Origin of the sequence: Streptomyces xiaopingdaonensis (assembly GCF_000262345.1) — a bacterium.
GTDB lineage: Bacteria > Actinomycetota > Actinomycetes > Streptomycetales > Streptomycetaceae > Streptomyces > Streptomyces xiaopingdaonensis.
The window spans coordinates 84,047-107,715 of sequence record NZ_AJTQ01000222.1; the positions used below are offsets into that span (position 1 = coordinate 84,047).

The 23,669-nt window shown below is 73.1% G+C and carries 19 protein-coding genes and 1 tRNA gene; 7 read left to right on the top strand and 13 right to left on the bottom strand.

The genetic code is table 11. From position 1 onward, the window contains the following. Position 1: 1 nt before the first annotated feature. Positions 2-1,735 (bottom strand): putative bifunctional diguanylate cyclase/phosphodiesterase, encoded by a 1,734-nt coding sequence (locus UWG_RS0117650; protein WP_016908543.1) that lies wholly within the window; start codon positions 1,733-1,735, stop codon positions 2-4. Positions 1,736-2,198: 463 nt separating this feature from the next. Between UWG_RS0117650 and UWG_RS0117655 the strand changes: the two genes are divergently transcribed. Beyond that, on the top strand, positions 2,199-3,440 hold the full coding sequence (locus UWG_RS0117655) for a M6 family metalloprotease domain-containing protein (protein WP_016908544.1): 1,242 nt from the start codon (positions 2,199-2,201) through the stop codon (positions 3,438-3,440). Positions 3,441-3,495: 55 nt separating this feature from the next. Here the strand turns inward: UWG_RS0117655 and UWG_RS0117660 are convergent. From UWG_RS0117660 to UWG_RS0117685, 6 genes are all read right to left on the bottom strand, one after another. Then, positions 3,496-3,569, bottom strand: a tRNA-Lys gene (locus UWG_RS0117660). 95 nt (positions 3,570-3,664) lie between these two features. Next, positions 3,665-4,051, bottom strand: a complete 387-nt coding sequence (locus tag UWG_RS0117665) for a hypothetical protein (protein WP_016908545.1) — start codon at positions 4,049-4,051, stop codon at positions 3,665-3,667. 102 nt (positions 4,052-4,153) lie between these two features. Beyond that, the gene (locus tag UWG_RS0117670) at positions 4,154-5,479 is read right to left on the bottom strand and encodes an AAA domain-containing protein (RefSeq protein ID WP_016908546.1); all 1,326 of its coding nucleotides are present in this window, start codon (positions 5,477-5,479) and stop codon (positions 4,154-4,156) included. Beyond that, positions 5,476-7,002: a hypothetical protein gene (locus tag UWG_RS0117675; protein ID WP_016908547.1), complete on the bottom strand. Its 1,527-nt coding sequence runs from the start codon at positions 7,000-7,002 to the stop codon at positions 5,476-5,478. The genes UWG_RS0117670 and UWG_RS0117675 overlap by 4 nt, the downstream gene beginning before the upstream one ends. Then, positions 6,993-8,012 (bottom strand): hypothetical protein, encoded by a 1,020-nt coding sequence (locus UWG_RS0117680; RefSeq protein ID WP_016908548.1) that lies wholly within the window; start codon positions 8,010-8,012, stop codon positions 6,993-6,995. The genes UWG_RS0117675 and UWG_RS0117680 overlap by 10 nt, the downstream gene beginning before the upstream one ends. A 31-nt stretch (positions 8,013-8,043) precedes the next feature. Next, positions 8,044-9,018 carry a phosphatase PAP2 family protein gene (locus tag UWG_RS0117685; RefSeq protein WP_237720136.1) on the bottom strand — a complete coding sequence of 325 codons (975 nt, stop codon included), beginning with the start codon at positions 9,016-9,018 and terminating at the stop codon, positions 8,044-8,046. 259 nt (positions 9,019-9,277) lie between these two features. On the opposite strand from UWG_RS0117685, the gene UWG_RS0117690 reads away from it, so the two are divergent. After that, a complete protein-coding gene (locus UWG_RS0117690) occupies positions 9,278-9,871 on the top strand; it encodes a histidine phosphatase family protein (protein ID WP_016908550.1) in 594 nt (197 codons plus the stop codon). 54 nt (positions 9,872-9,925) lie between these two features. Here the strand turns inward: UWG_RS0117690 and UWG_RS0117695 are convergent, their stop codons facing one another. After that, positions 9,926-11,380, bottom strand: coding sequence for an NsdA family TPR-like regulatory protein (locus tag UWG_RS0117695; RefSeq protein WP_033196216.1), 1,455 nt, complete (start codon positions 11,378-11,380; stop codon positions 9,926-9,928). Positions 11,381-11,548: 168 nt separating this feature from the next. Between UWG_RS0117695 and UWG_RS0117700 the strand changes: the two genes are divergently transcribed. Continuing rightward, positions 11,549-11,989 carry a hypothetical protein gene (locus UWG_RS0117700; protein ID WP_016908552.1) on the top strand — a complete coding sequence of 147 codons (441 nt, stop codon included), beginning with the start codon at positions 11,549-11,551 and terminating at the stop codon, positions 11,987-11,989. A gap of 111 nt (positions 11,990-12,100) precedes the next feature. After that, positions 12,101-12,973, top strand: coding sequence for a spermidine synthase (locus tag UWG_RS0117705; protein WP_016908553.1), 873 nt, complete (start codon positions 12,101-12,103; stop codon positions 12,971-12,973). A 240-nt stretch (positions 12,974-13,213) separates the two neighbouring features. On the opposite strand, the gene UWG_RS0117710 is transcribed toward UWG_RS0117705, so the two are convergent. Then, positions 13,214-13,801, bottom strand: coding sequence for a hypothetical protein (locus UWG_RS0117710; protein ID WP_016908554.1), 588 nt, complete (start codon positions 13,799-13,801; stop codon positions 13,214-13,216). Positions 13,802-14,438: 637 nt separating this feature from the next. Between UWG_RS0117710 and UWG_RS0117715 the strand changes: the two genes are divergently transcribed. Continuing rightward, positions 14,439-15,143, top strand: coding sequence for a response regulator transcription factor (locus tag UWG_RS0117715; protein ID WP_016908555.1), 705 nt, complete (start codon positions 14,439-14,441; stop codon positions 15,141-15,143). Further along, positions 15,140-16,567, top strand: coding sequence for a sensor histidine kinase (locus UWG_RS30345; protein ID WP_016908556.1), 1,428 nt, complete (start codon positions 15,140-15,142; stop codon positions 16,565-16,567). Before UWG_RS0117715 ends, UWG_RS30345 begins: the two co-directional genes overlap by 4 nt. Positions 16,568-17,381: 814 nt before the next feature. On the opposite strand, the gene UWG_RS0117725 is transcribed toward UWG_RS30345, so the two are convergent. The 4 genes from UWG_RS0117725 to UWG_RS0117740 form a co-directional block, all read right to left on the bottom strand. Further along, positions 17,382-18,839: a glycoside hydrolase family 1 protein gene (locus UWG_RS0117725; protein WP_016908557.1), complete on the bottom strand. Its 1,458-nt coding sequence runs from the start codon at positions 18,837-18,839 to the stop codon at positions 17,382-17,384. A 157-nt stretch (positions 18,840-18,996) separates the two neighbouring features. Then, on the bottom strand, positions 18,997-19,929 hold the full coding sequence (locus UWG_RS0117730; RefSeq protein ID WP_016908558.1) for a carbohydrate ABC transporter permease: 933 nt from the start codon (positions 19,927-19,929) through the stop codon (positions 18,997-18,999). 10 nt (positions 19,930-19,939) lie between these two features. Beyond that, on the bottom strand, positions 19,940-20,959 hold the full coding sequence (locus UWG_RS0117735) for a carbohydrate ABC transporter permease (protein WP_016908559.1): 1,020 nt from the start codon (positions 20,957-20,959) through the stop codon (positions 19,940-19,942). Next, positions 20,959-22,320, bottom strand: coding sequence for an ABC transporter substrate-binding protein (locus UWG_RS0117740; RefSeq protein WP_016908560.1), 1,362 nt, complete (start codon positions 22,318-22,320; stop codon positions 20,959-20,961). Before UWG_RS0117740 ends, UWG_RS0117735 begins: the two co-directional genes overlap by 1 nt. 266 nt (positions 22,321-22,586) lie before the next feature. Between UWG_RS0117740 and UWG_RS0117745 the strand changes: the two genes are divergently transcribed. Further along, positions 22,587-23,669, top strand: coding sequence for a LacI family DNA-binding transcriptional regulator (locus UWG_RS0117745; RefSeq protein ID WP_016908561.1), 1,083 nt, complete (start codon positions 22,587-22,589; stop codon positions 23,667-23,669).

The window sequence follows — 23,669 nt, forward strand, 5'->3', positions numbered from 1 at the left end:
CTCAGGCGAGCAGACGGGAGATCCGCTCCGCCGCCATCGGCTTGGCGTAGTGCCACCCCTGGCCCGCGTCGCAGCCGATCCGGCGGAGCCGCTCGGCCTGCGCCGGCCCCTCGACGCACTCCGCGGTCACCGACAGGCCCAGTTTGTGGGCGAGTTGGACGAGCGCGGTGACGATGGTCTCGTCCGCCGGGTTGGAGTGGCGGGCGGTGCGGAAGCCCTGCACGAAGGAGCCGTCGAGCTTCAGGGTGCGCACGGGGAGGCGGCTGAGGTAGGCGAGGTTGGAGTATCCGGTGCCGAAGTCGTCGATGGCGATCCGCACGCCCATCTCGGAGAGCGCCTGGAGCGCCTGGAGCGGCCGCCCCGCCGAGCCCATCACGGCGGACTCGGTGAGCTCCAACTGGAGCAGCCCGGAGGGGAGCCCCGTCTCCTCCAGCACCTCGGCGACGTCGGTCACGATGTCCGAGTCCCACACCTGCCGCACCGCGACGTTGACGCTCACGTAGACGCCGCCCTCCGGCCGCCGCCCCAGCCACTCCTTCGCCCGACGGCAGGACTCGGCGAGCACCCACCGCCCCAGCGGCACGATCGCGCCGTTCTCCTCGGCGAGGCCGATGAACCGGTCGGGCCCGAGCCGCCCGAACTGCGGGTGCTGCCACCGGACGAGGGCCTCGACGCCGCGGAGCACGTCGTCGTCGAAGTCCACGATGGGCTGGTACTCGACGACGAACTCCCCGCGGTCGACGGCCCGCCGCAGCGTGGAGGAGAGCGCCTGCCGGGTCATCAGGTGGGCGCTGCGCTCGGGGTCGAAGAGCGTCCACCGCGCCTTTCCGTCGGCCTTTGCCCAGTACAGGGTGGTGTCGGCGGCCTGCATCAGCTCCGTCGGCGTCGTCCCCGCCGTCTCGCGTTCGACGACGCCGACGCTCGCGGAGACGGTGAGCCGGTGGCCGCAGAGGTCGAACGGCTGCTGGAGCGCGGAGAGCAGCGCCTGCGCGAGCGCCGTCAGTTGCTGCGTGCCCGTCGAGCCCTCGACGAGGAGGGCGAACTCGTCGCCGCCCAACCGCGCGACGAGGTGGCCGCCTCCCTCGGCGAGTACGCCGCCCGCGTCCGTCCGCTCGCGCGCGGCGGCGCCCTCGGCGCAGTGCGTGAGCCGCCGCGCGACGGCGTCGAGGAGGGCGTCGCCCACGCGGTGCCCGAGGGTGTCGTTGACGGCCTTGAACCCGTCGAGGTCGAGGTAGCAGATGCCGGTGCGCCCGGTGGCCGAGTCCTCCAGGGCGCTGCTCAAGCGCTCGAAGAACAGGGAGCGGTTGGGGAGCTTGGTGACGGCGTCGTGCATCCGCAGGTGCCGTAGCCGCTCGCGGAGTTCGTGCTGCTCGCCGACGTCGGTGACGGAGAGGAGGGCCTGGCGGCCGGGTGCGGTCGAGGTGACGGCGATCTCCGCGTGGAGCGCGTGGCCGTCGGCGTGCTTGAGCCTGCGGGTGCAGCGCATGCGGTCGGTGCGGCCGTGGAGGACCTCGCGGTACGCGGCGGTCGTGCGGCCGTCGAGGCCGAGGCCGCCGAGCTCGGCGACGGGGGCGCCGACGAGCGTCGCGGGCGGGGTGCCGAGGAAGGAGCCGAGCGCGCGGTTGGCGGTGAGGACGCGGCCCTCGTGGTCGATGACGGCCATCGGGAGCGGAGCCGTGTGGAACGCGGCGGCGTAGGTGCTCTCCGGTGCTGCGGCATGCGTCTGCCGCAGCACCGGCTGACTACTTTGCGTGCATGCCTGCGGGGGGTTTCCCGGGGCGTCTCCGGAGCCTTTGTCCGGTCCTTCGAGGGGTCCGTTCACCGATCGCTCCGCGGTGGTTCGATTCGTGCGGACCGTTCGGGAGCCGTGGCCTTGCCGCCGCTCGGGCGCAGATCCGCGCTGGAAATGTGCCGATCATAGAGGCCGCCGGACGAGCGGAGCCAGTGTTTGGGCGGTCGGCATCGGTCAACTGCGCACGCGGACCGGGCCCCTGGGTACGACCCTGACCGAATCTGTCCGAGCGGCGGCGACACCCTGATCGCTAACGACAGAGGGCTACGAAGGGTAGTCATATCTCTGTGACTCGTCCGGCCTACCGGAACGGTACAGAACCGGGCATATGGGACAAGGTGGTGGGAGTTCAGCACTCCCTGATCCGGTGAGGTCCCACGTGGCCCAGTCGCATATACCCCCCGAGGTGGCCGCCGTCGCCCGGCGCCGACGGGCGTACCGCGCGGCGGCGGTGCTCACCTCACTCGTCGCCTTCATGGGCATGGCTCTGCTCGCAGGCCCGGTCACCGCCGCCGGCGGCGCCATGCCCTGCGCACTCCCTCGCACCGATGCGCACCACTCCCTGGGCACCGACACCTGGGACGACGCGTACAAGCGCCCGCGCGGCACCTTCGACGCCGCGCTCGTTTTCCTCTCGTTCCCCGACGCGAAGCCGAAGACCACGCCCGCCGAACTCACGGCCGACCACTTCCCCGACACCTCCCGCTTCTTCGAGGAGACCTCCTACGGAGCCTTCCACCTGCGCCCCCACTCCGCGCGCCGGTGGATCACGATGCCGAGGCCGTCCACCGCCTACGGGATACAGCGCGACTGGGACCCCGAGCGGCGCACCGACTACCTGCGGGACGCCATCGACGTCGCGGACCCGCGCCTCGACTTCGCCAAGTACGACGTCGTGTACCTCATCGCCGACCCGGACGCGCCCGGCGTCGACTCCGACGCCACGAAGGTCGTCAACTTCGACGAGCCCGTCGAGGTCGACGGCGGCGACCTGCGCCGCCTCGTCACGGTCTTCGAGCAGAGCCCGCCCGACCGGCACGTCCTGGCGCACGAGACGGCACACGTCTTCGACCTGCCCGACCTCTACCAGCAACCCGAGGACGGCAAGGCGGACTGGGACACCAGAGTGGGCGACTGGGACCTCATGGGCAGCCAGTTCGGCCTCGCGCCCGAACCCTTCGCCTGGCACCGGTGGAAGATCGGGTGGCTCGGGCCCCGCAACATCGACTGCGCACCGGCGAGGCACGGCGTCACCCGGCACTCCCTCCGAGCCGTCTCGGCTCCCTCGGGCGGCGCGGACGGAGCCGGCGTCGAAGGCCCCGACGGGACGCGGCTCGCCGTGGTGCGCACCGGTACGAGTTCGGCGATCGCTGTCGAGGCGCGGACGCGGCGGGGCGGGGACGCCTCCGTCTGCCGCGAGGGCGTGCTGATGTACCGCGTGCACAGCGACACCGCCTCGACCCAGGGTCCCGTCGAGGTGATCGACGGGCACCCGGGGACCAGCGCCTGCCTGCGCACCTCCGTCCACCCGGCGCTCGCCGACGCACCGCTGGGCGTGGGGGAGGGGCAGGTCACCGAGGAGGGGGTGCGCGTCGAGGTGACCGGGCGGGGCGCGGACGGGGAGTGGGAAGTGAAGATCACCAAGTAGTGGGCGCGCACGAGGAAGGCCCCCTCGCCGGAGCGAGGGGGCCTTCCGCTGTCTGTGCGCCGCCAGGGACTCGAACCCCGGACCCACTGATTAAGAGTCAGTTGCTCTAACCAACTGAGCTAGCGGCGCCGGTTGACGTCGTAGACCTTAGCACCACCGGAGGGCGAAGACGAAATCGAGCGTCCGCGCGACCCACGGCCCCACCTGCGGCGCAGTGCGGTGCGTCACTCGGTGCGGCGGTCCCTGAGGAGCTCCCGGCCGAACTCGACCATTCTGCGGGCGTACTCCTCCGTCCAGTCGGCGCGCTCCGCGATGGCCGCGTCGGTCAGCCTGTCGAAACGGCGCGGATCGGCGAGGTGCGCCGCGGCCGTCGCCTGGAACTCGACGGCGCGGTCGGCGGCGGCGCGGAAGGCCAGCGCCAGCTCCGTGGCGCGCTCCAGCGTCTCGCGAGGGTCGGTGAGCGACTCCAGGCCGAAGAAGTGCTCCTTGTCGGCCGTGGCTTCGGACGGCTCGAAGAGCAGCGGGGCCGGCCGCTTGAACCGCGGCCCGCCGCCTCCGGCCGAGGAGGAGCCGGAGGCGGACGGCTCCGGTGCCGAGGGCGGCTCGGACATGTGCGTACCTCCATCGTCTGTCGGGCGCCGTCCATTGTGCGCCCCCTTCGGGCTGCGGTGCACAGGCGCCGGGACCTGGCCGGGTGCCGGCGGCGTGCGCGGTCAGTCGGTACGGACGGTGTGCTCGGCGAGCTCGGCGAGGACCGCGTGGTTCGCCTCCCAGCCGTCGGGGAACGCGACTTCGGCGCCGAGTTCGACGGGCTCGGCCGAGGGATGCTCGTCGAGCAGGCGGGCGACGCCCGCGCGGCACACCACGACGCAGGCGTGCCGGTGCCGCGAGGCGAGGACGCAGAGCCGGCCGCTCTCCAGGTGGAAGGAGGTGGCGTCGGGGCGGCCGGAGAGCGGGTGGAGGACGACGGTGACGTCGAACTCCCTGCCCTGGAGGCGGTTGGCGGTGTCCACCGTCACCTCGGGGAAGCCGGCCGCCGCGAGGGCGGCGCGGACCGCGGCCGCCTGGTCGCGGTGCGCGGTGCCGACGGCGACCCGGGCCTGGGTGAGCGCGGACGGCTCGGGGGAGCGCTCGCCGTACGCGAGACCGCCGCGGGTGAGCAGGCTGCGGACGACGGAGGCGACGGCGGCCACCGCCTCCGGATCGGTCCTCGGGGTGTGCCGTTCGGGGAGTTCGAGGAGGCCCCAGCCGGACGCCGCCGCCTCGTCGACGACGCGGTCGGCGGCCGAGCCGCTCGACGCCGCCTCGAACGCAAGGCGCCGGTCGCCCGGGGAGGTGCCGCTGGTGAACGGCGTGTACGGGTAGAAGGCGGAGGAGACCAGCCCCGCGGCCGACGCCGGCAGGCGCCAGGAGACCGGCAGCCGGTGGCGGGGCAGCTCGGAGTTGTGCGCGAGCAGGGTGCCGACGGCGCTCACCGAGGGGTCGTGCGCGAGGCCGGCCCACTGGCCCGCTCCGACCTGGCTGAACGGGTCCAACTGGCCCGGGTCGCCCACGAAGAGCGCCCGTGCGAAGAGTCCGGCGACGGCGAGGAGCGCGTCGGAGCGCATCTGGTACGCCTCGTCGACGATCGCCTGCGGCCACGGGGACTCCGTCTTCACCCAGGCCCACTTCGCCGCCGTCGAGACGACGACGCCCAGCTCGGCGAGGTCGGCCGGCTTGGCGGAGGTGCGAACCGACTCGTGGGCGTCGAGGAGGGGGTCGTACGGGTCCGGCTCGTTGCTGTGGAGGCGGCCGACGGGGAGGTTCGGGTCCGCGGTGGCGATGCGGTCGACGAGGTCGTCCACCTGGGCGTTGGTCTGCGCCACCACCATCAGGCGCCGGCCGGCTGCGGCGAGTTCGCGGGCCGCGCGGACGACGAGGGTGGACTTGCCCGCGCCCGGCGGGGAGTCCACGACGACGCCGCGCTCGGGGGAGTGGAGGGTGTCGCGGAGCACCGCGTCGACGACGGATGCGTGGCGCGTGCCGGCTTGCTCGGTCACAGGCGGTCCTCGGGGGTGAACGCGTCGGGAGGCTCGGGGAGCTGCGCGGGCGGGCCGCCGTGCGTCCACGGGGTCGCCTCCGGCTCCGGGAGGCCGGGGCCGCCGCGCGGTGCGTGCTCGAAGAGCGTCCAGCAGAGGCGCTCGCCCGGCTCCGGCACGCTCCCTTCCGCCGGCTCCTTGCTCCGTCCCATGCCGTTCGTGAGCCGCACCGTGAAGACCTCGCCGTGCTCGGTGACCTCGGCGCGCTGTTCGCCGCCCGAGGGCAGCGCGCGGTGGAGCCGTGCCGTCCCCCCGGGGAGCGGGCCGTCCTCGGAGCGGCAGGTGACAAGGGGGCGGGGCATCGGGCGCTTGCCTTCGCTGTACGCCATCGTGACGTCGAGCACCTCGCATGCGAACGCCTCGCCCGCGAGGCGGCGTTCGGCCATCGTGAGGGGGTCGTCCAGCGCCTCCTGCGCGTCGAGTTCGGCCTGCGACTGCTCCCGCGAGACGAGCTTGCGGGCCGCCGTGACCGCGTCGTCCCGCCGGGGCTGGGGCGGTTCTCCGGCGCGGACGCGGTCCCTGTGATGGGTGTAGGAATGGCGGTCGCGTTTCCAACGGGCGGGCAGGTGCGCGGCGGGCGGGAGGGCGCGCAGGAGGTCGACGGCCTGCCAGACCGCGTCCCAAGTGGGGCGGAGCTGTGCCTCCACGAGGCGCGCCAGGTCGGCGGCGGCGTCCGCGACTCCCGCGTCGAAGCGGTCGATCGCGGGGCCGAGGAGCGTGTTGTCGAACGCGGGATCGGTGCTGGGGCCCGCCGGGGGGACGAGGAGTTGGCCGCGTTCGTCGCGGGCGAGTTCCGCGTGGAAGGCGGCGGCCTCGCCCGTCGTGCCGGTGGGAGGGGCGATCCAGGCGAGGAGGGCGGTGAGGTGTTGGTCCTCGAGGGTGCTCTGCCCCGTCGCCCAGTGGCGGATGAGGAGCTCGGTGACGGGAAGCAGGAGCGAGGAGCCGGGGACGCGGGCGCGCTCGGCGTAGTGGCTGAGCCAGCGGCCGAGGAGCGGCACCCGGGGCGGGGACGGGTGCGCGGCCTGCGCGTCCTCCTCGGCGGTGCGGCGGAAGCGGGTGGCGCGGCCGAGGAGCCGGAGGAACTCGGCGCCGGCCGGGTTGGGCACGAGCAACTGGGGGGCGTCGAGGCAGAGTTCGGCCTGGACGGTGACCTTCTTCCCCGTCTCGGGCTCCGTCTCCTTGCGCTCGACGTACTCCACCTCGTCGGCGGCGGACTCGATGTGCGGGAGTACCTCCTCGGCGAGCGCGGCGAGGAAGGTGCTGCGCAGCTCGCGGTTGCGCGGCTGCGGGACGGTGAGGAGCCGCGGCGCGCCGCGGTCGGTGCCGACGAGGGCGCCGAGCGGTGCGGCGTCCTCCCCGGCGGTGGTGAGCGGCACGAGCACCAGGGGGTGTTCGGCGAGGTGGCGGTGGCGGACGGTGGCGAGCGGTGCGGCCCGGCCGCTCTCGGCGGCCTCGGCCCGGGCGAGCACGGAGATCAGCGACATGCCGCCTCCGCGAGCGCCGCGTCCCGCAGACGGGCGGCGCGGCGCAGTGCCGCGGCCGCCGGGTCGTCGGCCGGCTCTTGTTCGGACCGTGCGGCCTTCAGGACCTCCTCGACGGTGCGCAGGCCGCCCAACTCGCCCCGCACCGAGCGGCCCAGGGCCTCCACGGCGCCCGCCGCGCGGGCCTTGGAGCGGCAGTGGAAGGCGAGCTCGCAGGTGGAGAGGCACTCGGGTGCGTACGCGGCGGGGACGGAGGCGACGGCTTCGGCGAGTTCGCCCTCGGAGCGGGAGGGGGCGAAGCCGGCGCCGGCCGGGACGAGTTCCGCGATCTCCTCGATACGGGTGAGCCGGGCGAGTTGGCGGCGGGTCGCGGCGCACTGCTTGCGGAGGTCGAGGGGGGCCGCGGTGGGGGAGTTGGAGAAGTCCTCGGGGCAGACGAGCAGGGCGCCCTCCCGGACCTCGGCGAGGTCCTCCAGCGCGAGAGCGTAGACCGCGGCCTGCCTTGCGGCGGCCCCGACCTTCGCGGCGTCGGCCGAACCGTCCAGGATCGGGAAGGACTTGATCTCCACGACGGTGACCGAGCCGTCGGGGTGGACGGCGAGCGCGTCGGGCTCCAGGTGGACAGCGGCGCCTGCCACGGGCAGGGAGAGCATCGGGTGGTCGAGCAGGGACCAGCCGCCCGCCGCGGCGGCTGCCCGGAGTTCGAGTGCGGTGCGGCCCGCGCGGGCAGCGGGGCCCGCCGCGGTGAGCTCGGGCACCCGGACCGACCCGGGCTCGGGCTGTTCCTCGCCCGTCTGCCGGCAGAGGAGCCGGATCAGCGCGGCGCCGCCCTCGGCGGTCACGCCCGACTCGAAGGAGTGGCCGCGCGCGAAGGCGAACTGCGATCTGCCGAACGGGGCGGGTGCGCCCAGGCGTTCGGCGACGGCGCGCTTGTCGACGCCCGCGGCGTCGAGGAGGGCGCGCCGGTGGCAGCCCGGGTTGGCGGCGAGGGCGGCGAGGGCGCGTGCGTCCATCGGACGCGGCTGCACCTCCGCGCCGCGCAGCTCAGCGAGCCGCCGCGGCAGTGTCCTCCCCGCCGCCTGCGGGGGGACGTCCGCGACGGCCGGCTGCTGGTGCGCCCGGTGGGGCGTGGGCCGAGACGGCTGGGGTGTGGTCATCTGCGTGTGCCTTGCGGGAGGTTGCGGTACTCGCGGCAGTCTTGCACCCGCCACTGACAGCGCGGGTCGCGGCGGCCCGCGGCACGGGGTCGGCGAGCGGGAGACGCGGCGCCGGCTCGGGCGGCAGTCCCCGCATGCGCCGCGCGAGGCGGAGCAGCGACGGGGTGAGCAGATACCCGGCGCCCATGACGGCGGCGCCCGCGACGGCGTCGAGGAAGTAGTGGTTGGCCGTCCCCATCACGATGACGGTGATGCCGAGCGGGTACGCGACGGCGAGCCCGCGCACCCAGGGAACGCGCGGCCCGAGCCGCCAGAGCACCACCCCGCACCACAGCGCCCACCCGACGTGGAGGCTCGGCATCGCGGCGTACTGGTTGGTGAGTCCGCCGAGTCCGCGTGGTGCGCTCGCCTCGTCGCCCCACCAGCCGTAGGCGCTGTACTCGGCCATCGTGTCGACGAAGCCGTGTCCCGGGTGGAGCAGCCTCGGCGGCGACGTCGGGAGGAGCGTGAAGCCGGCGAGGGCGATCACCGTGGACGAGAGCAGCCAGGTGCGCAGCTCGCGGAAGGTGTCGAGGTGCCGGCGGAAGACCCAGACGAGGACGGCGGGCGTCGCGACGTAGTGGAGCGCTGCGTACGCGAAGTCAGCGGGTATGCCTATCCAGGCGTTGTGGGTGAAGACGCCGTTGAGCCAGGTCTCGAAGTCGAGGCCGAGGAGGCGCTCGATGCGCAGGATGGCGAGGCCGTGGTCGACGGCGGCGGCGACGTCTCCGCGGGCGAGGAGTCTGCAGAGCGAGTAGAGGGTGTACACGACGGCGATCAACGGCAGTTCCGTCCACCACCTGGGGCGGCGGTCAATGGCCATCTGCTCGCACTCCCGGGGCTGCTCGTTCGGACTGCCGGACGGGGGCGCGCCCCGCGGTGCACGGCGCGGTGTCTGCGAGGCAACCGTACGGCGTACTCTCCGTGGCCGTACGGTGAGGCCCCCAACCCACCGGTGGATCTTGCATCCTGCCTGTTCGGAGCGGTGCGTGGAACGCATGTGACGAATGGGGTGCGAGGGGCAACGAGACCGGCTGAGCGAGAATGGTCCCGAGCCACCCGAACCACACCGAGAGGCACCCATGGCACCGCGTATCCTCCTCGTCCGGCACGGGCAGACCGAGTGGTCGATCTCCGGGCAGCACACGGGCCGCACCGACATCCCGCTCCTCGACACCGGCCGTGCCATGGCCAAGCTCCTGCGCGACCGCCTCCAACGCGCTCCCTGGAACGGGCTCCCGGGCGCCGAGGTCTGCACCAGTCCGCTCTCCCGGGCGAGGGAGACCTGCGAACTCGCCGGGTTCCCGGACGCCGAGGAGTGGGACGCGCTGCGGGAGTGGGACTACGGCGAGTACGAGGGGCTCACCCCCGCGCAGATCAAGGAGCGGGCCGGCGACGACTGGTTCATCTGGCGCGACGGAGTGCCGGGAGGCGAGGCGCTCTCCGAGGTCGCGGCACGCGCCGACCGGGTCGTCACGTGGGCGCGCTCGGCCGACCGCGACGTCCTCGTCTTCGGACACGGCCACATACTGCGCGTCCTCGGCGCCCGCTGGCTCGGCCTCGACCCGGCCTTCGCCGCCCGGCTCCGCCTCGACCCGGCCTCGCTCTCGGTACTCGGGTGGGCGTACGGCGACCCGGCGGTCGAGCGGTGGAACGACGCCGGGCACCTGGAGTGACGCTGCCAGGGCCGGGAGAAGTGCCGGACGCCGCCGGGGAGTTCGCCGTCGTCCCTATGCGCGGTGGAAGTGCCGGGTGAGGAAGGCGTCGACGCCGGGCTGGGTTGCGTAGCCGCGCAGGCGTTCCGCCGTGCCGTCGAGTATGGCGCTGATCCGGGAGGACTGGACGGGCCCGAGGAAGTCGAGGGCGCGCGCGCCCGAGGCCGCCGCCTCCTCGGGGCGGCCCTGCGCCGCGAGGTCTCGTGCGAGTTCGGCCGTGAACAGGGCCTGGTTGCGGGTGAAGTGCGGGTCCTGGAGGGCGACGGCGCGCTCCGCGTGTTCGGCGGCGCGGCTGTAGTCGCCCAGGGCCGACCAGCACTGGGCCTCCAGGCCCTCCAGTTCGGCCTCGCCGAAGAAGGTCATCCACTCCGGATCGAGGTCGCTCGGTCCCTGTTCGTGGAGCGCGTGCGCCCGGGCGAGGGCGCTCCGGCAGCCGGAGCGGTCGCCGAGGCCCGCCCAGCCGCCGGCCTCTCGGAGGCAGAGCAGCGAGAGGAGTTGCGCCGAGCCGAGCCCCTTCGCCGCCTGCTGTCCGGCCTCGGCCGCGCGTACGGCCTCGCGGTGGCGGCCGGCGTCCCTGGCGAGGAAGGCGGTGTTGCAGAACGCGTGCGCTTCCAGGGCCGGGTCGCCCGCTACCCGGGCGGTGGCGAGGGCCTCGGCGTAGTGCGAGCGGGCGTCGGGATAGCGCCCCGAGTCGTGTGCGAGCCAGCCGACCGAGATCGCCAACTCGCCCGCGCCCGAGTGGAGTCGGTCGGCGACGGACTGGCGCTGGGTGCCCGAGTCGAGCAGGTCGTAGGCGAGGCGCAGGGAATCGCCAGCGCGCTGGTAGAGCGCGGTGCCGCCGTGGCGGTCGTCGAGCAGCCTGATGTGGCGGACGGCTTTCTCCACGGTGCGGGCTTCCGAGGCGCCGATCCGGGCGTGGGTCGGACGCGGGCTCGCCGACGCGGCCGGGGCGGCGCCGACGAGCGAGGCGGCCGCGAGGGCGGCGGGTCCGCCGGTCATGAACGCGCGGCGTAGCACGTCGCTCTCCTCGTTGTTCTCGGGGCGGTTGGGACTTGTGAGGTGGATATGACGGTCCGGGACGAGGCCGGGTTCCGCTCGGCCAGGGGGTGTCCGCGGGGGCGGTTCCTCCGTCACGCACGCCCGGCGGGCGTGCGCCGAGCGTCCTCGCACGGACTCCCTCGGCTCGAACCCCATGTCGGCGAGCGAGCAGCCCGGGAACATGTGCAGGAACACGCGCTCGTAGGCGTAGTTGGGGCAGCGGATCTCGCCTGCCTCGACACGGCCCACGTAGCGTGCGTCGCAGGAGACCCGTTCACCGATCTCGCGCGCCGCGCGGCGCACCGCGGCGGCGAACTCGCCCGGCGACAACTGACCCCGCAGCCGCCGGAAGGCCGTGTTCGGGCTGGTGCGGCTGCGGGGACCGTCCGGGACCCGGGACGAACCTGCTGACGTGGAAGGTGACGACGCCATGCCGGGACGGTACCGGTTGTGACGGAGCCGCCACCGTGAGTTTGTTTACAAACCGGATATCTCACCCAGCTTCTGCCATGTTCTGCCATCCTTTGCGGTGCTCCGCCTCCGTAGCCGTTGACGGAGCGGGGCCGTTGGACCGTGCACAGTGAGCGTCTAGGAGGCTCCATGCGGCACACCGACGCGGGCGACGTGACGGCGTACGGACCGAACCATCCGGCGGTGCGCGAGGGCGCGGGCCGTGCCGGGCGCGGAGAGGCGCCGAGCGACCTGGTGTCGGTGGCGGCGAGGCTCGGCCTGGAGGCCGTCGACATCCTGCGGCTCCGCGGAAGCGCGGGGCCCGTGCTCCACGACCGCGGCTGCGACACCCTCGGTTTCCTTGTGCCCGCGGGGACTTCGGCCGCCTGGGAGCAGGTCGGGAGCGTGTGCACGCCGACATGGCCGCGCCGGCGGGGGGCCTCCTGCGTCGGCGAGGAGCCGCCCGTGGTGGGGACGTCGTGGTTGGTGCCACCGGAGAGTACGCCGTTGCGGGTCACCGAACCCAGGGAGCTGCGGGCCGCGTTGAGGGAGGCGCTGCGGACGCTGGAGGCGGCCGCGCGGCAGGTGTAGGGGAGCTTTCCGGCGCTTGCGCCGGGCGGCCGCGCCGGTTTTGACAGGTGCCCGTCCAGGGTTGTCCACAGGCTGGAGGCGGCCGGTGGCCTCTCCGGGATACTTGTCGGCATGGCGAAGAAAGCGAAGGGGCAGGGGCGTGCGCGGCAGCAGCGCGCCGTTGTCACTGCCCGGGTCGAAGCAGGCGAGGCCCGCCTCGAACCCGAGCGCGAGCACCCCCGTGCGTGGAGCCTCCTCCTGGACGGCGCCCCGCAGTCCCACGTCGATCTCGACGAGCCGACCCGGCTGGTCTTCGCCTACCAGCGCACCTTCGGAGACGTCCTCGATCTGGCGGCGCCCGAGCGCGCCCCGCTCCGCGTGCTCCACCTCGGAGGCGGCGCGCTCACCCTCGCCAGATACGTGGCCGCGACGCGTCCGCGCTCCACCCAGCAGGTCGCCGAGGCGGACGGCGCCCTCGTGCGCTTCGTCCGCGAAGAGCTGCCGATACCTCCCGAGTGGCGGATACGCGTCCGCCACGGCGATGCGCGCGAGGTGCTCGGCAAGGTCCCCGACTCCTGGGCGGACGTGGTCCTCTCCGACGTCTTCCGGGGCGCACGGACACCGGCCCACCTCACCACGGTCGAGTACCTCGCAGAAGTGCGCCGGGTCCTGCGCGAGGACGGCGTCTTCGCCGCCAACCTCACCGACGGCCCGCCCGGCGCGTACCTGCGCGCCCAAGTGGCGACGGCGGCCGCCGTCTTCGGCGAACGCTGCCTCGTCGCACCGCCCGCGGTGCTGGGCGGGCGCCGCTTCGGGAACGGCGTGCTCGTCGCCTCGGCGCGCAGGCTGCCGGTGGAGGAACTGGGGCGTCGTGCAGCTCGCGGGGAGCAGCCGGCGCGTCTCCAACACGGGGCTGACCTCGCCGAGTTCGCGGGAAGAGCGGCACCGGTGACGGATGCGCGGGCGACACCGTCGCCTGCGCCGCCCGAGGGGGTGTTCGCGTAGGGAAGGCCGTCCGACGGGGGCGGGGTTCGTGCGGCGCAACGGGTGCAGGGGGAGTGCGGGATGGGGCGGAAGCGGTGCGGTGGGGGCGTGGATCGTGGCCGGCCGGACAGGAGTTGGGACGCGGTGCCGGTGCGTCCCGGGGCCGGGGTGCGCCGGGGCCGGGCGGTCGGCGAGGGGGCGCACGGGGTGGGCGGCCATCGTCGGGCGGGCTGGGGCTCGGCGTCCGGCCTGGGCGGCGCCTCAGCTGTCGAACGCCTCGATGCGGGGTCGGGAGTGGTCCCAGCGGCAGATGATCGAGGAGGCCGCCTCGCCGTTCCGGAAGGTGACGCGTATCCACTGCGGCGACTCCCACACCTGCATGTCCCAACCGGCCTCCGGAGTGGCGGAGACGAGCGAGGCCGTGTCCTTCCTGACGTCGAAGACGGCCCTGCCGCCGCGGACGGTGGCGCCCTGGATCTCGCTCGTGCGTTCCGCGCCGCCCCGCGGCGGGGTGCGTTCGCTCGGCGGAGTGGAGGGAGCGCTGGGGCTGCCCGCCTCGTCGTTCTTCTCGTCGCGGCTGTCGTCCTCGTCCTTCTCCTTGTCGGGGGAGGAGGGAGGGCTGGTGCCGGGGGCGGGCGGCAGCGTCGTCGGGCTGGGCTTGGGGCGGTGGGTGGAGGACGATTCGGGTTCCGTCTCGGACGCGTCGCCTTCGCCCGAGACCGGCAGTGTGCGCGGCGGATCGTAGACGGTGCCGGCGAGTACCGTGTGCACGCCGAACCAGGAGAGCGTGACGGCCGCGGTGGTCGCCGCGAGCCACGCTCCTGTGTGTACGAGTCCTCTGCGCCGCATCGATGCGCCTCGGGTTCCTTGTCGTCCGTTCTGCTGGGGCGGTCTGCAGGGAGGGGCCGCGCGGGGCGAGTGCCCCGCACCGCCGGGCTGTTGCCCGCCCGGTGTCGTCGCCCCGACGGTACGCGCCGGCAGTTGCGCGACTCCGGCCCCTACCCCGGCGGGGATGCGTTCGGCCGCTCCCGCGAGGCCGGGCGGGCGCCCGGCGGTGGGGTGCCGCGGTGCCAATGGCCGCCGTGCGCCACTCCGTCAACTGCTGCGGTGCGGACGGTTGTCGGGCTTCGGGCGGCCGGGGGCGCCGGGCGGATCGGCTCGGGTGGCGGCGCCGTCCGGTCGGAGTCCGGCGGTCGTTGCGCGGGGGCGCTCCTCGGTCGGGGTCGGCTGTTCACCTCCCTCGGTGTGCTTCGGCGGCTCCGCGCCGTCGGCGGGGGTTTCCCAACCGCACGGCGGATGTGCCGCGTTGGTCCGCGGTGCGGAGAGTCGTCCGGTTCCTCCGCGGTGTCGGGGGACGCCTGCGGCGTCCGCGTACCCTACGTGCTCGGTCGCATGCCGTCCCCGGGTCTTCGGGAAGTGCGGGGTCCGAATCCCGGCGCCGCCGTCAACTGCCGTACCGGTGTGGGCGTGGCGTACGGTTCCGCTCATGGCACGTGTGCTCGTCGTGGAGGACGACCAGTTCGTCCGCTCGGCCCTCATCAGGCATCTCACGGAGGCGTCCCACACGGTAAGAAGTGTCGGAACGGCGCTGGAGGCGCTCCGCGAGGTCGCCCAGGTCGGGTTCGATCTCGTCGTCCTCGACCTCGGTCTCCCCGACCTCGACGGGACCGAGGCGCTGAAGATGCTGCGCGGGCTCACGGACGTCCCCGTGATCATCGCCACGGCGAGGGACGAGGAGGCCGAGATCGTGCGGCTGCTCAACGCGGGCGCCGACGACTACCTCGTCAAGCCGTTCTCGGTGGAGCACCTCTCGGCGCGGATGACGGCCGTCCTGCGCCGGGTCCGCTCGACCGCGCAGGACGACACGGGCGACGAAGGCGCGCTCCGCGTCGGCGGGCTCGCGATCGACACGTTGCGGCGCCAGGCGGTGCTCGACGGCACCGAGTTGGACCTCACACGCCGTGAGTTCGACCTGCTGGCGTTCCTCGCCCGCCGCAGCGGGGTCGTCGTCTCCCGAAAGGAGCTGCTCGCCGAGGTGTGGCAGCAGTCCTACGGGGACGATCAGACGATCGACGTCCATCTCTCCTGGCTGCGCCGCAAGTTGGGCGAGACCGCAGCCCGTCCGCGGTACCTGCACACCCTTCGGGGGGTCGGGGTGAAGCTGGAGCCGCCGGGGGAACCGCCGTTGTGAGATGGGCTCTGGTCAAGGTGTGCCTCGCCGTCACGGTGATGGTGGTCGTCGCCTTCGCGATCCCGCTCGCGCTCGTCGTCAAGGAGACGGCGAGGGACCGCGCGTTCTCGCACGCGGAACGTCAGGCGTCCACGCTGGGGCCGGCGTTGGCGATCACCACCGACCGGCAGGAGTTGAAGCGGGCCGTCGCGAGCACCCAGTCGGGGGCCGACGGGCGCATCGCCGTCCACGTCCCCGCGCCCGCCCAGCAGGACGACGTCGCACGCTCCACCGACACCGCGTCGACCGGCTCGGGACCCGAGGGCGAGGTACAGGTCGGGCACCCGCGCGCCGCCGACGCGGAGGTGCGGGCGGCCCAGCGGCTCGGGCGGGCCGACAACGTCAAGGTGTCCGGCGGCTACGTACTCCTCCAGCCGACCGCGGTGACCGGGGGGAAGGTGGCGGTCGTCGAGGTGTTCGTGCCGGACGAGGACGTCAACAGCGGGGTGGCCGCCTCCTGGGCCGTCCTCGCCGGGGTGGGCGTGGCGCTCGTCCTCGGCTCCGTCGCCGTGGCGGACCGGCTCGGCACCAGGATGGTGCGTCCTGCCGAACGGCTGGCACAGGCGGCGCACGGGCTCGGCGAGGGGAAGCTCGGCGTCCGGGTTCCCGTGGAGGGGCCGCGCGAACTGCGGTCGGCGGCCGCGGCGTTCAACTCGATGGCCGACCAGGTGGTCCAGCTCCTGGAGAGCGAACGCGAACTCGCCGCCGACCTCTCGCACCGCCTCCGCACCCCGCTCACCGTGCTCCGGCTCAACGCGGCGTCGCTCGGCGAGAGCGACACGGCGGAGCAGACCCGCGAGGCCGTCGCGACGCTGGAGAACGAGGTCGACCGCATCATCCGCACGGCCCGTGAGCAGCGCGCCCAGTCGCCGGGGACGGGCCCGCAGGGCGGAGCCGACCTCGCCGAAGTGGTGCGCGAGCGCATGGGGTTTTGGTCCGCGCTCGCGGAGGACGAGGGACGCGAGGTCCGTGTCGCGGGTGCGGAGGGGCCTGTCCCCGTGCCCGTCCCGCGCGGCGAACTCAGCGCCGCACTCGACGCGATGCTCGGCAACGTCTTCCGCCACACGCCGGAGGGCTCGGCGTTCGCCGTGGACGTCCACCAGGCCCAGCCGGCGAGCGACGCGGTGATCCTCCTCGTCTCCGACGCGGGGCCCGGGATACCCGACCCGGACGACGCCCTGCGCCGCGGCGTCGGCGACGGCAGCCCCGGTTCCACGGGGCTCGGGCTCGACATCGTCAGGCGGGTCGCCGAGTCGACGGGCGGCGACGTACGGGTCGGAGAGTCGGTGCTCGGCGGTGCCGAGATCAGCGTCCGGTTCCGCCTCCACGGCAGCGAGGAGACGGTGGAGCCGGGCCGCGGACGGCGGGTGCGGCACAGGCGTTGACGTGCTCCCCGGCGCGGAGGCCGGGAGCCTGGGGCTTGCTCCGTGGGTGGGGGCTCCCTGAGCGGGCCCTGGCGGCGCCGTCGGGCGCGGTGGGCTCGGCCGTTCAACTGGCGGGGTTTCGCGGCCAGTTGCGGGAGCGGGGCAGGGGCGCGGGGCTGCCGGCGTGCTTCGTCGGGGTCTTGTGCGCGGCCGGTTGTCGGCGTAGGGGCGGTATCACAGCGGCGCTTCCCCGCGGAGCCCCATGGAGCACCACGCCTCGCCCACGCACCCCAACCCCCTGGCCTTTCCCCGGGTTACCCCACCCGGGAACCACGCCCAGTCAACCCGGCGTCCCCACACAGAACACCGCCCCGGCCGACTCGCAGCGAGGCCCCGAATCGGGAGCCGGCGGCGGCACCCCGGGTCATCCGCGCGGCACGGGAGGCCCCGCTCCCTCTCTGACCGGGCCGGGAACAGGCGGGCGATCTCTAAGGGCGCCCTTTCCCGACCTTAAGCGAACCATAAGACCCCCGCCGCGCACCCGAATTGCCCGGTATCGCCGAACCGCTGGCAGTAACGTGCTCAGCGTTCCCGCATCCACGCGGATTGTTCCGGGGTCCGCGCGGATGCGAGGAGCGGCGACCATCGCCCGCCGGGGGTGACCCCCGGACCCCCGGCCAGGCGGGGCGCAGCGGCTTCCTTCCCCCCACCCGCTGCGTCCCGCCTCATCCCCGGCCGCGCCCCCACCGGCGTCGTCCCCCAGCGGCGTCGAACAGCCGGAGAGCCCCCACCGGCGCCGTCCCCCAGCGGCGCCGCTCCCGGTCCCTCCGCCTCGCTAGTCGAGGGCGGGGGCGGTGGGCTCGGGGAGCCGGCCGGTGCGCGCCACCTCCGCGTACCACCGGGCGCTCGCCTTCGGGGTGCGCTGCTGGGTCTCGAAGTCGACGTGGACGATGCCGAACCGGCGGCTGTACCCGTACCCCCACTCGAAGTTGTCCAGCAGCGACCAGAGGAAGTATCCCCGCACGTCGATGCCTTGGCTCCGGGCGCGGGCCACGGCGTCGAGGTGGGAGTGGAGGTACGCGATCCGCTCGGGGTCGTGGAACCGGCCCTCGGCGTCCGGCTTGTCGTCGTAGGCCGCGCCGTTCTCGGTGATGTAGAGCGGCAGTCCGGGCGCCTCTTCGCTGTAGCGGTGGAGGAGGTCGCCGAGCCCCGTGGGGTCGACGGACCAGCCCATCGCGGTGTGCTCGCCCGGCGGTTGGTGGAAGGCGACGCGCTCGGCGCCGACCCAGGGGGAGGCGGTGCCGTTGCCGTGCCCGTCGGCCCGGTCGACTTCGGTGGCGCCCTCGGGGGCGGCCGAGACGACGGAGGGTGTGTAGTAGTTGATGCCGAGTCCGTCGAGCGGCTGGTGTGCGGTTTCGACGTCTCCGTCCTTGATGAAGGACCAGTCGGTGAGGTGCCGGACGTCGGCGAGGAGGTCCTCGTCGTAGCGGCCGTGGAGCATGGGTCCCGCGAAGACGCGGTTGGCGAGCGCGTCGATGCGCCGGGCCGCGTCGACGTCCTCGGCCGACTGCGAACGGGGGCGCACCACCGCGGGGTTGAGGCTGACGAGCACCTCCGCGCGCTTGGGGAGCACGCTGCGGAGCGCCTGGACGCCGAGGCCGTGCGCCAGATTGAGGTGGTGCGCCGCCCGGAGCGCAGCGACGGGCTCGGTGCGCCCGGGCGCGTGCACCCCGGAGCCGTAGCCGAGGAAGGCGCTGCACCAGGGCTCGTTGAGGGTCGTCCAGTGGTGCACCCTGTCCCCGAGCGCCTCGCCCACCGCCTGCGCGTACTCGGCGAACCGGTACGCCGTCTCGCGCTCGGGCCATCCGCCGCCGGCGGCCGTGCCCCCGTGGAAGGGGGACTCCAACTCCTGCGGGAGGTCCCAGTGGTAGAGGGTGAGGTAGGGCGTGATGCCGTGGGCGAGGAGCTCGTCGACGAGGGCGCGGTAGAAGTCGAGCCCCCGCTGGACGGCCGGGCCGCGTCCGGTCGGCTGCACGCGGGACCAGGAGACGCTGAACCGGTAGGCGTCGACGCCGAGTTCGGCCATGAGCGCGACGTCCTCGCGGAACCGGTGGTAGTGGTCGCAGGCGGTGTCGCCGGTGTCGCCGCCGAGTACGCGGCCGGGGGTGTGGGAGAAGGTGTCCCAGATCGAAGGCGTCCTGCCGTCCTCGGCGGCTGCGCCCTCCACCTGGTAGGCGGCGGTCGCCGTGCCCCAGAGGAAGTCGTCGGGGAAGGCCGGGGTTTCGGAGGTCATGGAAGCGCTCCCAATTCTGTGCGTGGTGGGGTGCGTAGAGCGTGTTGCGGTGGTGCGCCCGGCGGCCGCGGCGCCCCGCGCCGGCCGTCGTGCGCGCCGCTGGGTGCGGCGTCACGGGCGGCCGGGAGGGCGTCCGGAGGCAGCCGGCAGGTGGTGGCTATCCCTTGATCGCCCCCTGCATGATCCCGCCCACGATCTGCTTGCCGAAGATCGCGAAGGCGATCAGCAGCGGCAGCGTCCCCAGCAGGGCTCCGGCCATGATCACCGACTGGTCGGGGATGTAGCCGCGCCCCAGTCCGGTGAGGGCCACCTGCACCGTGGGGTTGTCCTGGGTGAGGGCGATGATCGGCCAGAAGAACTCGTTCCAGGCCATGACGAAGGTGAGCATCCCGAGCACCGCCATCGCCGGCCGCGCCACGGGGAAGACGACGTGCCACACGACCCGCAGGCTGTGCGCACCGTCGACCCTCGCGGCCTCGATCAGCTCCATGGGCAGCGCCCCGGCGAGGTACTGCCGCATGAAGAAGACGCCGAAGGCGCTGACGAGCATCGGCAGGATCACCGCCTGGAGCTGGTTGGTCCACTCCAGTTCGGCGACGGCCATGAAGAGCGGCACGACGCTGAGCTGCGGCGGCACCATCATCGTCCCGATGACGACGAGCAGCAGCAGGTTCTTCGCCCGGAACCTCAGCTTGGCGAACGCGTACCCGGCGAGGGTGGCGAAGAGCACGGTCGTCACCGCGATGGTGCCCGCGACCACGACCGTGTTGAGCAGCGCCTTGCCCATGTTGGCGTCGTTCCAGGCGGTCATGAGGTTGGAGCCGAGATTGGACCCGAACCAGAGCGGGGGCGGCGTCTCCGCGAGCCGCTGGTTGTCCCTGGAGGCGGCGATCGCCGTCCACACCAGCGGCAGCAGCGAGCCCAGCGAGAAGAGGACGAGGACCGCGTACGTGACCTTCCCGCCGTGGAGTTGGCGTCCGGCTCCGCGTTTACGACCCGTGCGGGGACGCGGGGCGCCCGTCCCGCCCGGGGCCGCTTCGGCGCGTTCGGCTTTCGACTTCGCCCGTGCGGGCGTTGATTGGAGAACCACGGTCGCCCCCTCAGTGGCTCTTCTGCAGCCGTCGGCCGATCAGCCAGTTGATCAGGCCGATCAGGATCAGGATGAGGAACATCGCCCAGGCGATCGCCGACGCCCGGCCGAGATGGAAGTTGAACCAGCCCTGCTCGTACAGGTACAGCCCGAGCGTCTGGAACTGGTGCGAGCCGCCGCCGGTCTGCGAGCCGCCGAAGAGCAGTGGCTCACCGAAGAGTTGGGTCGCGCCGATCGTCGAGACGATGATCGTGAAGAGGATCGTCGGCTTCAGCGCCGGTATCGTCACGTGCCGGAACTGCTGCCAGCGGGAGGCCCCGTCGAGCGCCGCCGACTCGTAGAGGTCGCCGGGGATCGCCTGCATTGCGGCGAGGTAGATCAGCGTGTTGTAGCCGGTCCACCGCCAGATGACGATGGAGGAGACGGCGATCTGCGACGTCCAGGTGCCGTTCTCCCAGTCCACGTGGTCGATTCCGACCAGCTCCAGGACCCAGTTGATCATCCCGTAGTCGCGCCCGAAGAGCATGGCGAACACAAGGGTTGCCGCCGCGACCGAGGTCGCATACGGAGTGAGCATCGCGACCCGGAAGAACGTGCTGCCGCGCAGCCGGTAGTTGAGCAGGTGCGCGAGCCCGAGGGCCATCAGCAGTTGGGGGACAGTGGAGAGCACCCCGATGGTGAAGGTGTTCCGCAGCGCGTTCCAGAAGAACTCGTCCTCCAGCAGCCTGCTGTAGTTGTGCCAGCCGGCCCACTCCATCTGCGTCGGGTTGTGGAGCGAGACGGAGTGGAGCGACGCCCACCCCGTGTAGAGGAGCGGGAAGAGGCCGAAGACGGCGAAGAAGAGGAAGAACGGTGCGATGAAGGCGTACGGGCTCCACTTGGCGTCCCAGCGGTGGAGTCGGCTGACGCGCCCTGGGCTTCCGCCGCGTCGCCCCGCGCCCGCATTCCCTCCGTCCGTGGGGCCGTTGCCCCGCGGTCCTTCGGGCGAAGCCCGGTCCCGGTCCCGTACGCGGGTGTCCGGCGGAGCCATCAGTCCTCGACCACGTCGTCGATCTTCTTGGTCGCTGCCGACCATCCCTGCTCGGGCGTCTTCCCCTGCTGTTCGACCTGGAGGATGCCGACCTCGGAGATGTTCTGCTTGATGACTGCGTCCTTGGGGCCGAGGACGGTGGTCGGGATGCCCTTCGCCGCCTTCGCGAAGATCTCACCGATCGGTGCGTTGTCGAAGTACTCGTGCTTGGCGTTCTTCACTTCGGGCATGTCGAGCGCCTTCGCCGCACTCGGGAAGCTCGCCTGCTTCTTGAAGAGTTTGGCCTGCTGCTCGGGAGCGGTCAGCCAGGTTGCGAGCTTGATCGCCTCGTCCTTGTTCTTGGCCTGCTCCGGGACGCCGAGGAAGGAGCCGCCCCAGTTCGCCGGCTTCGGCGCGGGCGCGACGTCCCACTTGTCGGCGCCGCGGCTCCCCGACTTCTCCTTGATGTAGCCGAGCATCCACGGCGGGCAGACCACGCTGGCGAAGGTGCCGTTGGCGTACGCCTGGTCCCAGGCGGTGTCGTACTGCTTGAGCTTGCCCGTCATCTTCCCGTCGATCGCACGCATCGCGAGGTCCCAGGAGTCCTGCACCGCGCGGCTCTTCTTGTAGACGAGCTCACCGCTGCGGCTGTAGTTCTTGATCCGGTAGCCGGAGACCGCACCGTTGTAGAGCCCGGCGGCGCTGTCCATGAAGTGCGTGTCCTCGGGCGCCTTCGCCATGAACTTCTCGCCGACGTCGAGGTACTTGTCCCAGTCGCCGGCCCACAGCTTGCCGACCTCGTCCCGCTCGGTCGGCAGGCCCGCCTTCTCGAACAGGTCCTTGCGGTAGCAGACGCCCATCGGACCGATGTCGGTACCGAGTCCGATCACCTTGCCGTCCTCGGTCTTCGCCTGGTCCCACTTCCACTTCAGGAAGTCGTCCTTGCTGACGCCGTTCGCCTTGCCGAGGTCGGTGAACTTGTCGGCCTGCTCGGTGGCGAGTTCGTTGACGTTGTCGACCTCGATCGCCTGGATGTCGCTGAGTCCGCTGCCGGCGGTGAGGTGGTTGAGGAGCGCGGGGTAGTAGTCCTCGCTTCGCTCGGTCGAGTTCTCCTTGATGCGGATCCCGGGGTTGAGCTTCTCGTACTCGTCGTAGAGGCCGGCCTGCTTGTAGCCGAAGACGCCGAAGACGCCGACGGAGACGGTGGTCTTGTCTCCGCCCGAGCCGTCCCCGCTCGACGCCGAGTCGGACGAGCCGTCGTCGGCGCAGGCGCCGAGCAGGCCGGCGCCGAGGACGGCGGCGAGGCCGGCCGCGGCGAGACGCGTGGTGCGCGTGCGCGTGCCGAGGCGCTGCGCGGAGGTGGTGGTGCGGTCGGTTCTCATCGTGCTGCGTCCTCCCGAACATACGGTTTCTGAATGCGACATGTACCTTGGGAGCGCTCCCAGTTGTGATGACTTGAAGGTTACGGAGCCGGGGCGGAGTGTCAAGGCATGCGGCAGCAACTCGTAAAGAACGGGGTGTAGTTGAATGATCGGAACCGACCGCCGGGCGGTGCACGCCCCCGGACGTGAGACGGCGTCCCCAGCGCGGACGAGCCCCCCGGCCGGCGGCCGGCAGTGACCACGAGAGCGCGAGCGGAGAGGCAGCAATGACAGCGGTGCGCAACGGACTCGCGGGCGGAAGGCGCCCGACGCTGGAGCAGGTCGCCCGCCTCGCGGGCGTCGGCCGCGGCACCGTCTCGCGGGTGGTCAACGGTTCGCCGCGGGTGAGCGAGCGCACTCGCGAACTCGTCGAGGACGCGATAGCGGAGCTCGGCTACATCCCCAACCGCGCGGCCCGCGCGCTCGCCGCCGGCACCACCGACGCGGTGGCGCTCGTCGTCCCCGAGCAGGAGACGCGCTTCTTCGCCGAGCCGTACTTCTCCGGCATCCTCCGCGGCGCCAGCGCCGAACTCGCCGAGCACGACATGCAGTTGTTCCTCACGCTGATCAGGAACGAGCGGGAGCGCGACCGCTTCACGCAGTACGCGGCCTCGCACCGGGTCGACGGCGCCCTCCTCGTCTCCCTCCACGCCGACGACCCGCTCCCCGACCTCCTCGCGGAGCACGGCCTCCCCGCCGTCCTCAACGGCCGCCGCTCGTCCGCCGAGTCGATGCCGTACGTCGACACCGACAACGCCGCGGGCGCCCGCGCCGCCGTCGGCCACCTCCTCGACGGCGGACGCAGCACGGTCGCGACGATCACGGGCCCCCCTGACATGTACGTCGCCCGCTGCCGCGCGGACGGCTACCGCGAGGCGCTCCGCGCCGCCGGTCGGGAGGTCGACGAATCGCTGCTCGTCCAGGGGGACTTCACCGAGGAAGGCGGCCACCGCGCGATGCGCCGCCTGCTCGCCGCCGAACCCTCCCTCGACGCCGTCTTCTGCGCCTCCGACGTGATGGCGGCCGGCGCCCGCCTCGCGCTGCGCGAGGCCGGCCGCTCGGTACCGGGGGACATCGCCCTCGTCGGCTTCGACGACTCCGCCATCGCGCGGCACATGGACCCGCCGCTCACCTCCGTCCGCCAGCCGATCGACGAGATGGGCCGCGAGATGGTCCGCGTCCTGCTCTCCCTGAGGGAGCGTGAGCCGACGGAGACGCGGCCCGCGCGCGCCGCCGTGCAGCCGGAACCCGGCGAACCGCAGCCGGCGCGACTGCTGCCGACCGAACTCGTGGTGCGCAGCTCCTCCTGA

Bases quoted from the DNA above. Each gene is read 5' to 3' on its own strand.
- UWG_RS0117735 (WP_016908559.1), bottom strand. From the start codon at position 20,959: ATGGCTCCGCCGGACACCCGCGTACGGGACCGGGACCGGGCTTCGCCC.
- UWG_RS0117695 (WP_033196216.1), bottom strand. From the start codon at position 11,380: ATGGCGTCGTCACCTTCCACGTCAGCAGGTTCGTCCCGGGTCCCGGAC.
- UWG_RS0117665 (WP_016908545.1), bottom strand. From the start codon at position 4,051: ATGTCCGAGCCGCCCTCGGCACCGGAGCCGTCCGCCTCCGGCTCCTCC.
- UWG_RS0117745 (WP_016908561.1), top strand. From the start codon at position 22,587: ATGACAGCGGTGCGCAACGGACTCGCGGGCGGAAGGCGCCCGACGCTG.
- UWG_RS0117725 (WP_016908557.1), bottom strand. From the start codon at position 18,839: ATGACCTCCGAAACCCCGGCCTTCCCCGACGACTTCCTCTGGGGCACG.
- UWG_RS0117690 (WP_016908550.1), top strand. From the start codon at position 9,278: ATGGCACCGCGTATCCTCCTCGTCCGGCACGGGCAGACCGAGTGGTCG.
- UWG_RS0117675 (WP_016908547.1), bottom strand. From the start codon at position 7,002: ATGTCGCTGATCTCCGTGCTCGCCCGGGCCGAGGCCGCCGAGAGCGGC.
- UWG_RS0117685 (WP_237720136.1), bottom strand. From the start codon at position 9,018: ATGGCCATTGACCGCCGCCCCAGGTGGTGGACGGAACTGCCGTTGATC.
- UWG_RS0117710 (WP_016908554.1), bottom strand. From the start codon at position 13,801: ATGCGGCGCAGAGGACTCGTACACACAGGAGCGTGGCTCGCGGCGACC.
- UWG_RS0117715 (WP_016908555.1), top strand. From the start codon at position 14,439: ATGGCACGTGTGCTCGTCGTGGAGGACGACCAGTTCGTCCGCTCGGCC.
- UWG_RS0117740 (WP_016908560.1), bottom strand. From the start codon at position 22,320: ATGAGAACCGACCGCACCACCACCTCCGCGCAGCGCCTCGGCACGCGC.
- UWG_RS0117680 (WP_016908548.1), bottom strand. From the start codon at position 8,012: ATGGACGCACGCGCCCTCGCCGCCCTCGCCGCCAACCCGGGCTGCCAC.
- UWG_RS0117700 (WP_016908552.1), top strand. From the start codon at position 11,549: ATGCGGCACACCGACGCGGGCGACGTGACGGCGTACGGACCGAACCAT.
- UWG_RS0117705 (WP_016908553.1), top strand. From the start codon at position 12,101: ATGGCGAAGAAAGCGAAGGGGCAGGGGCGTGCGCGGCAGCAGCGCGCC.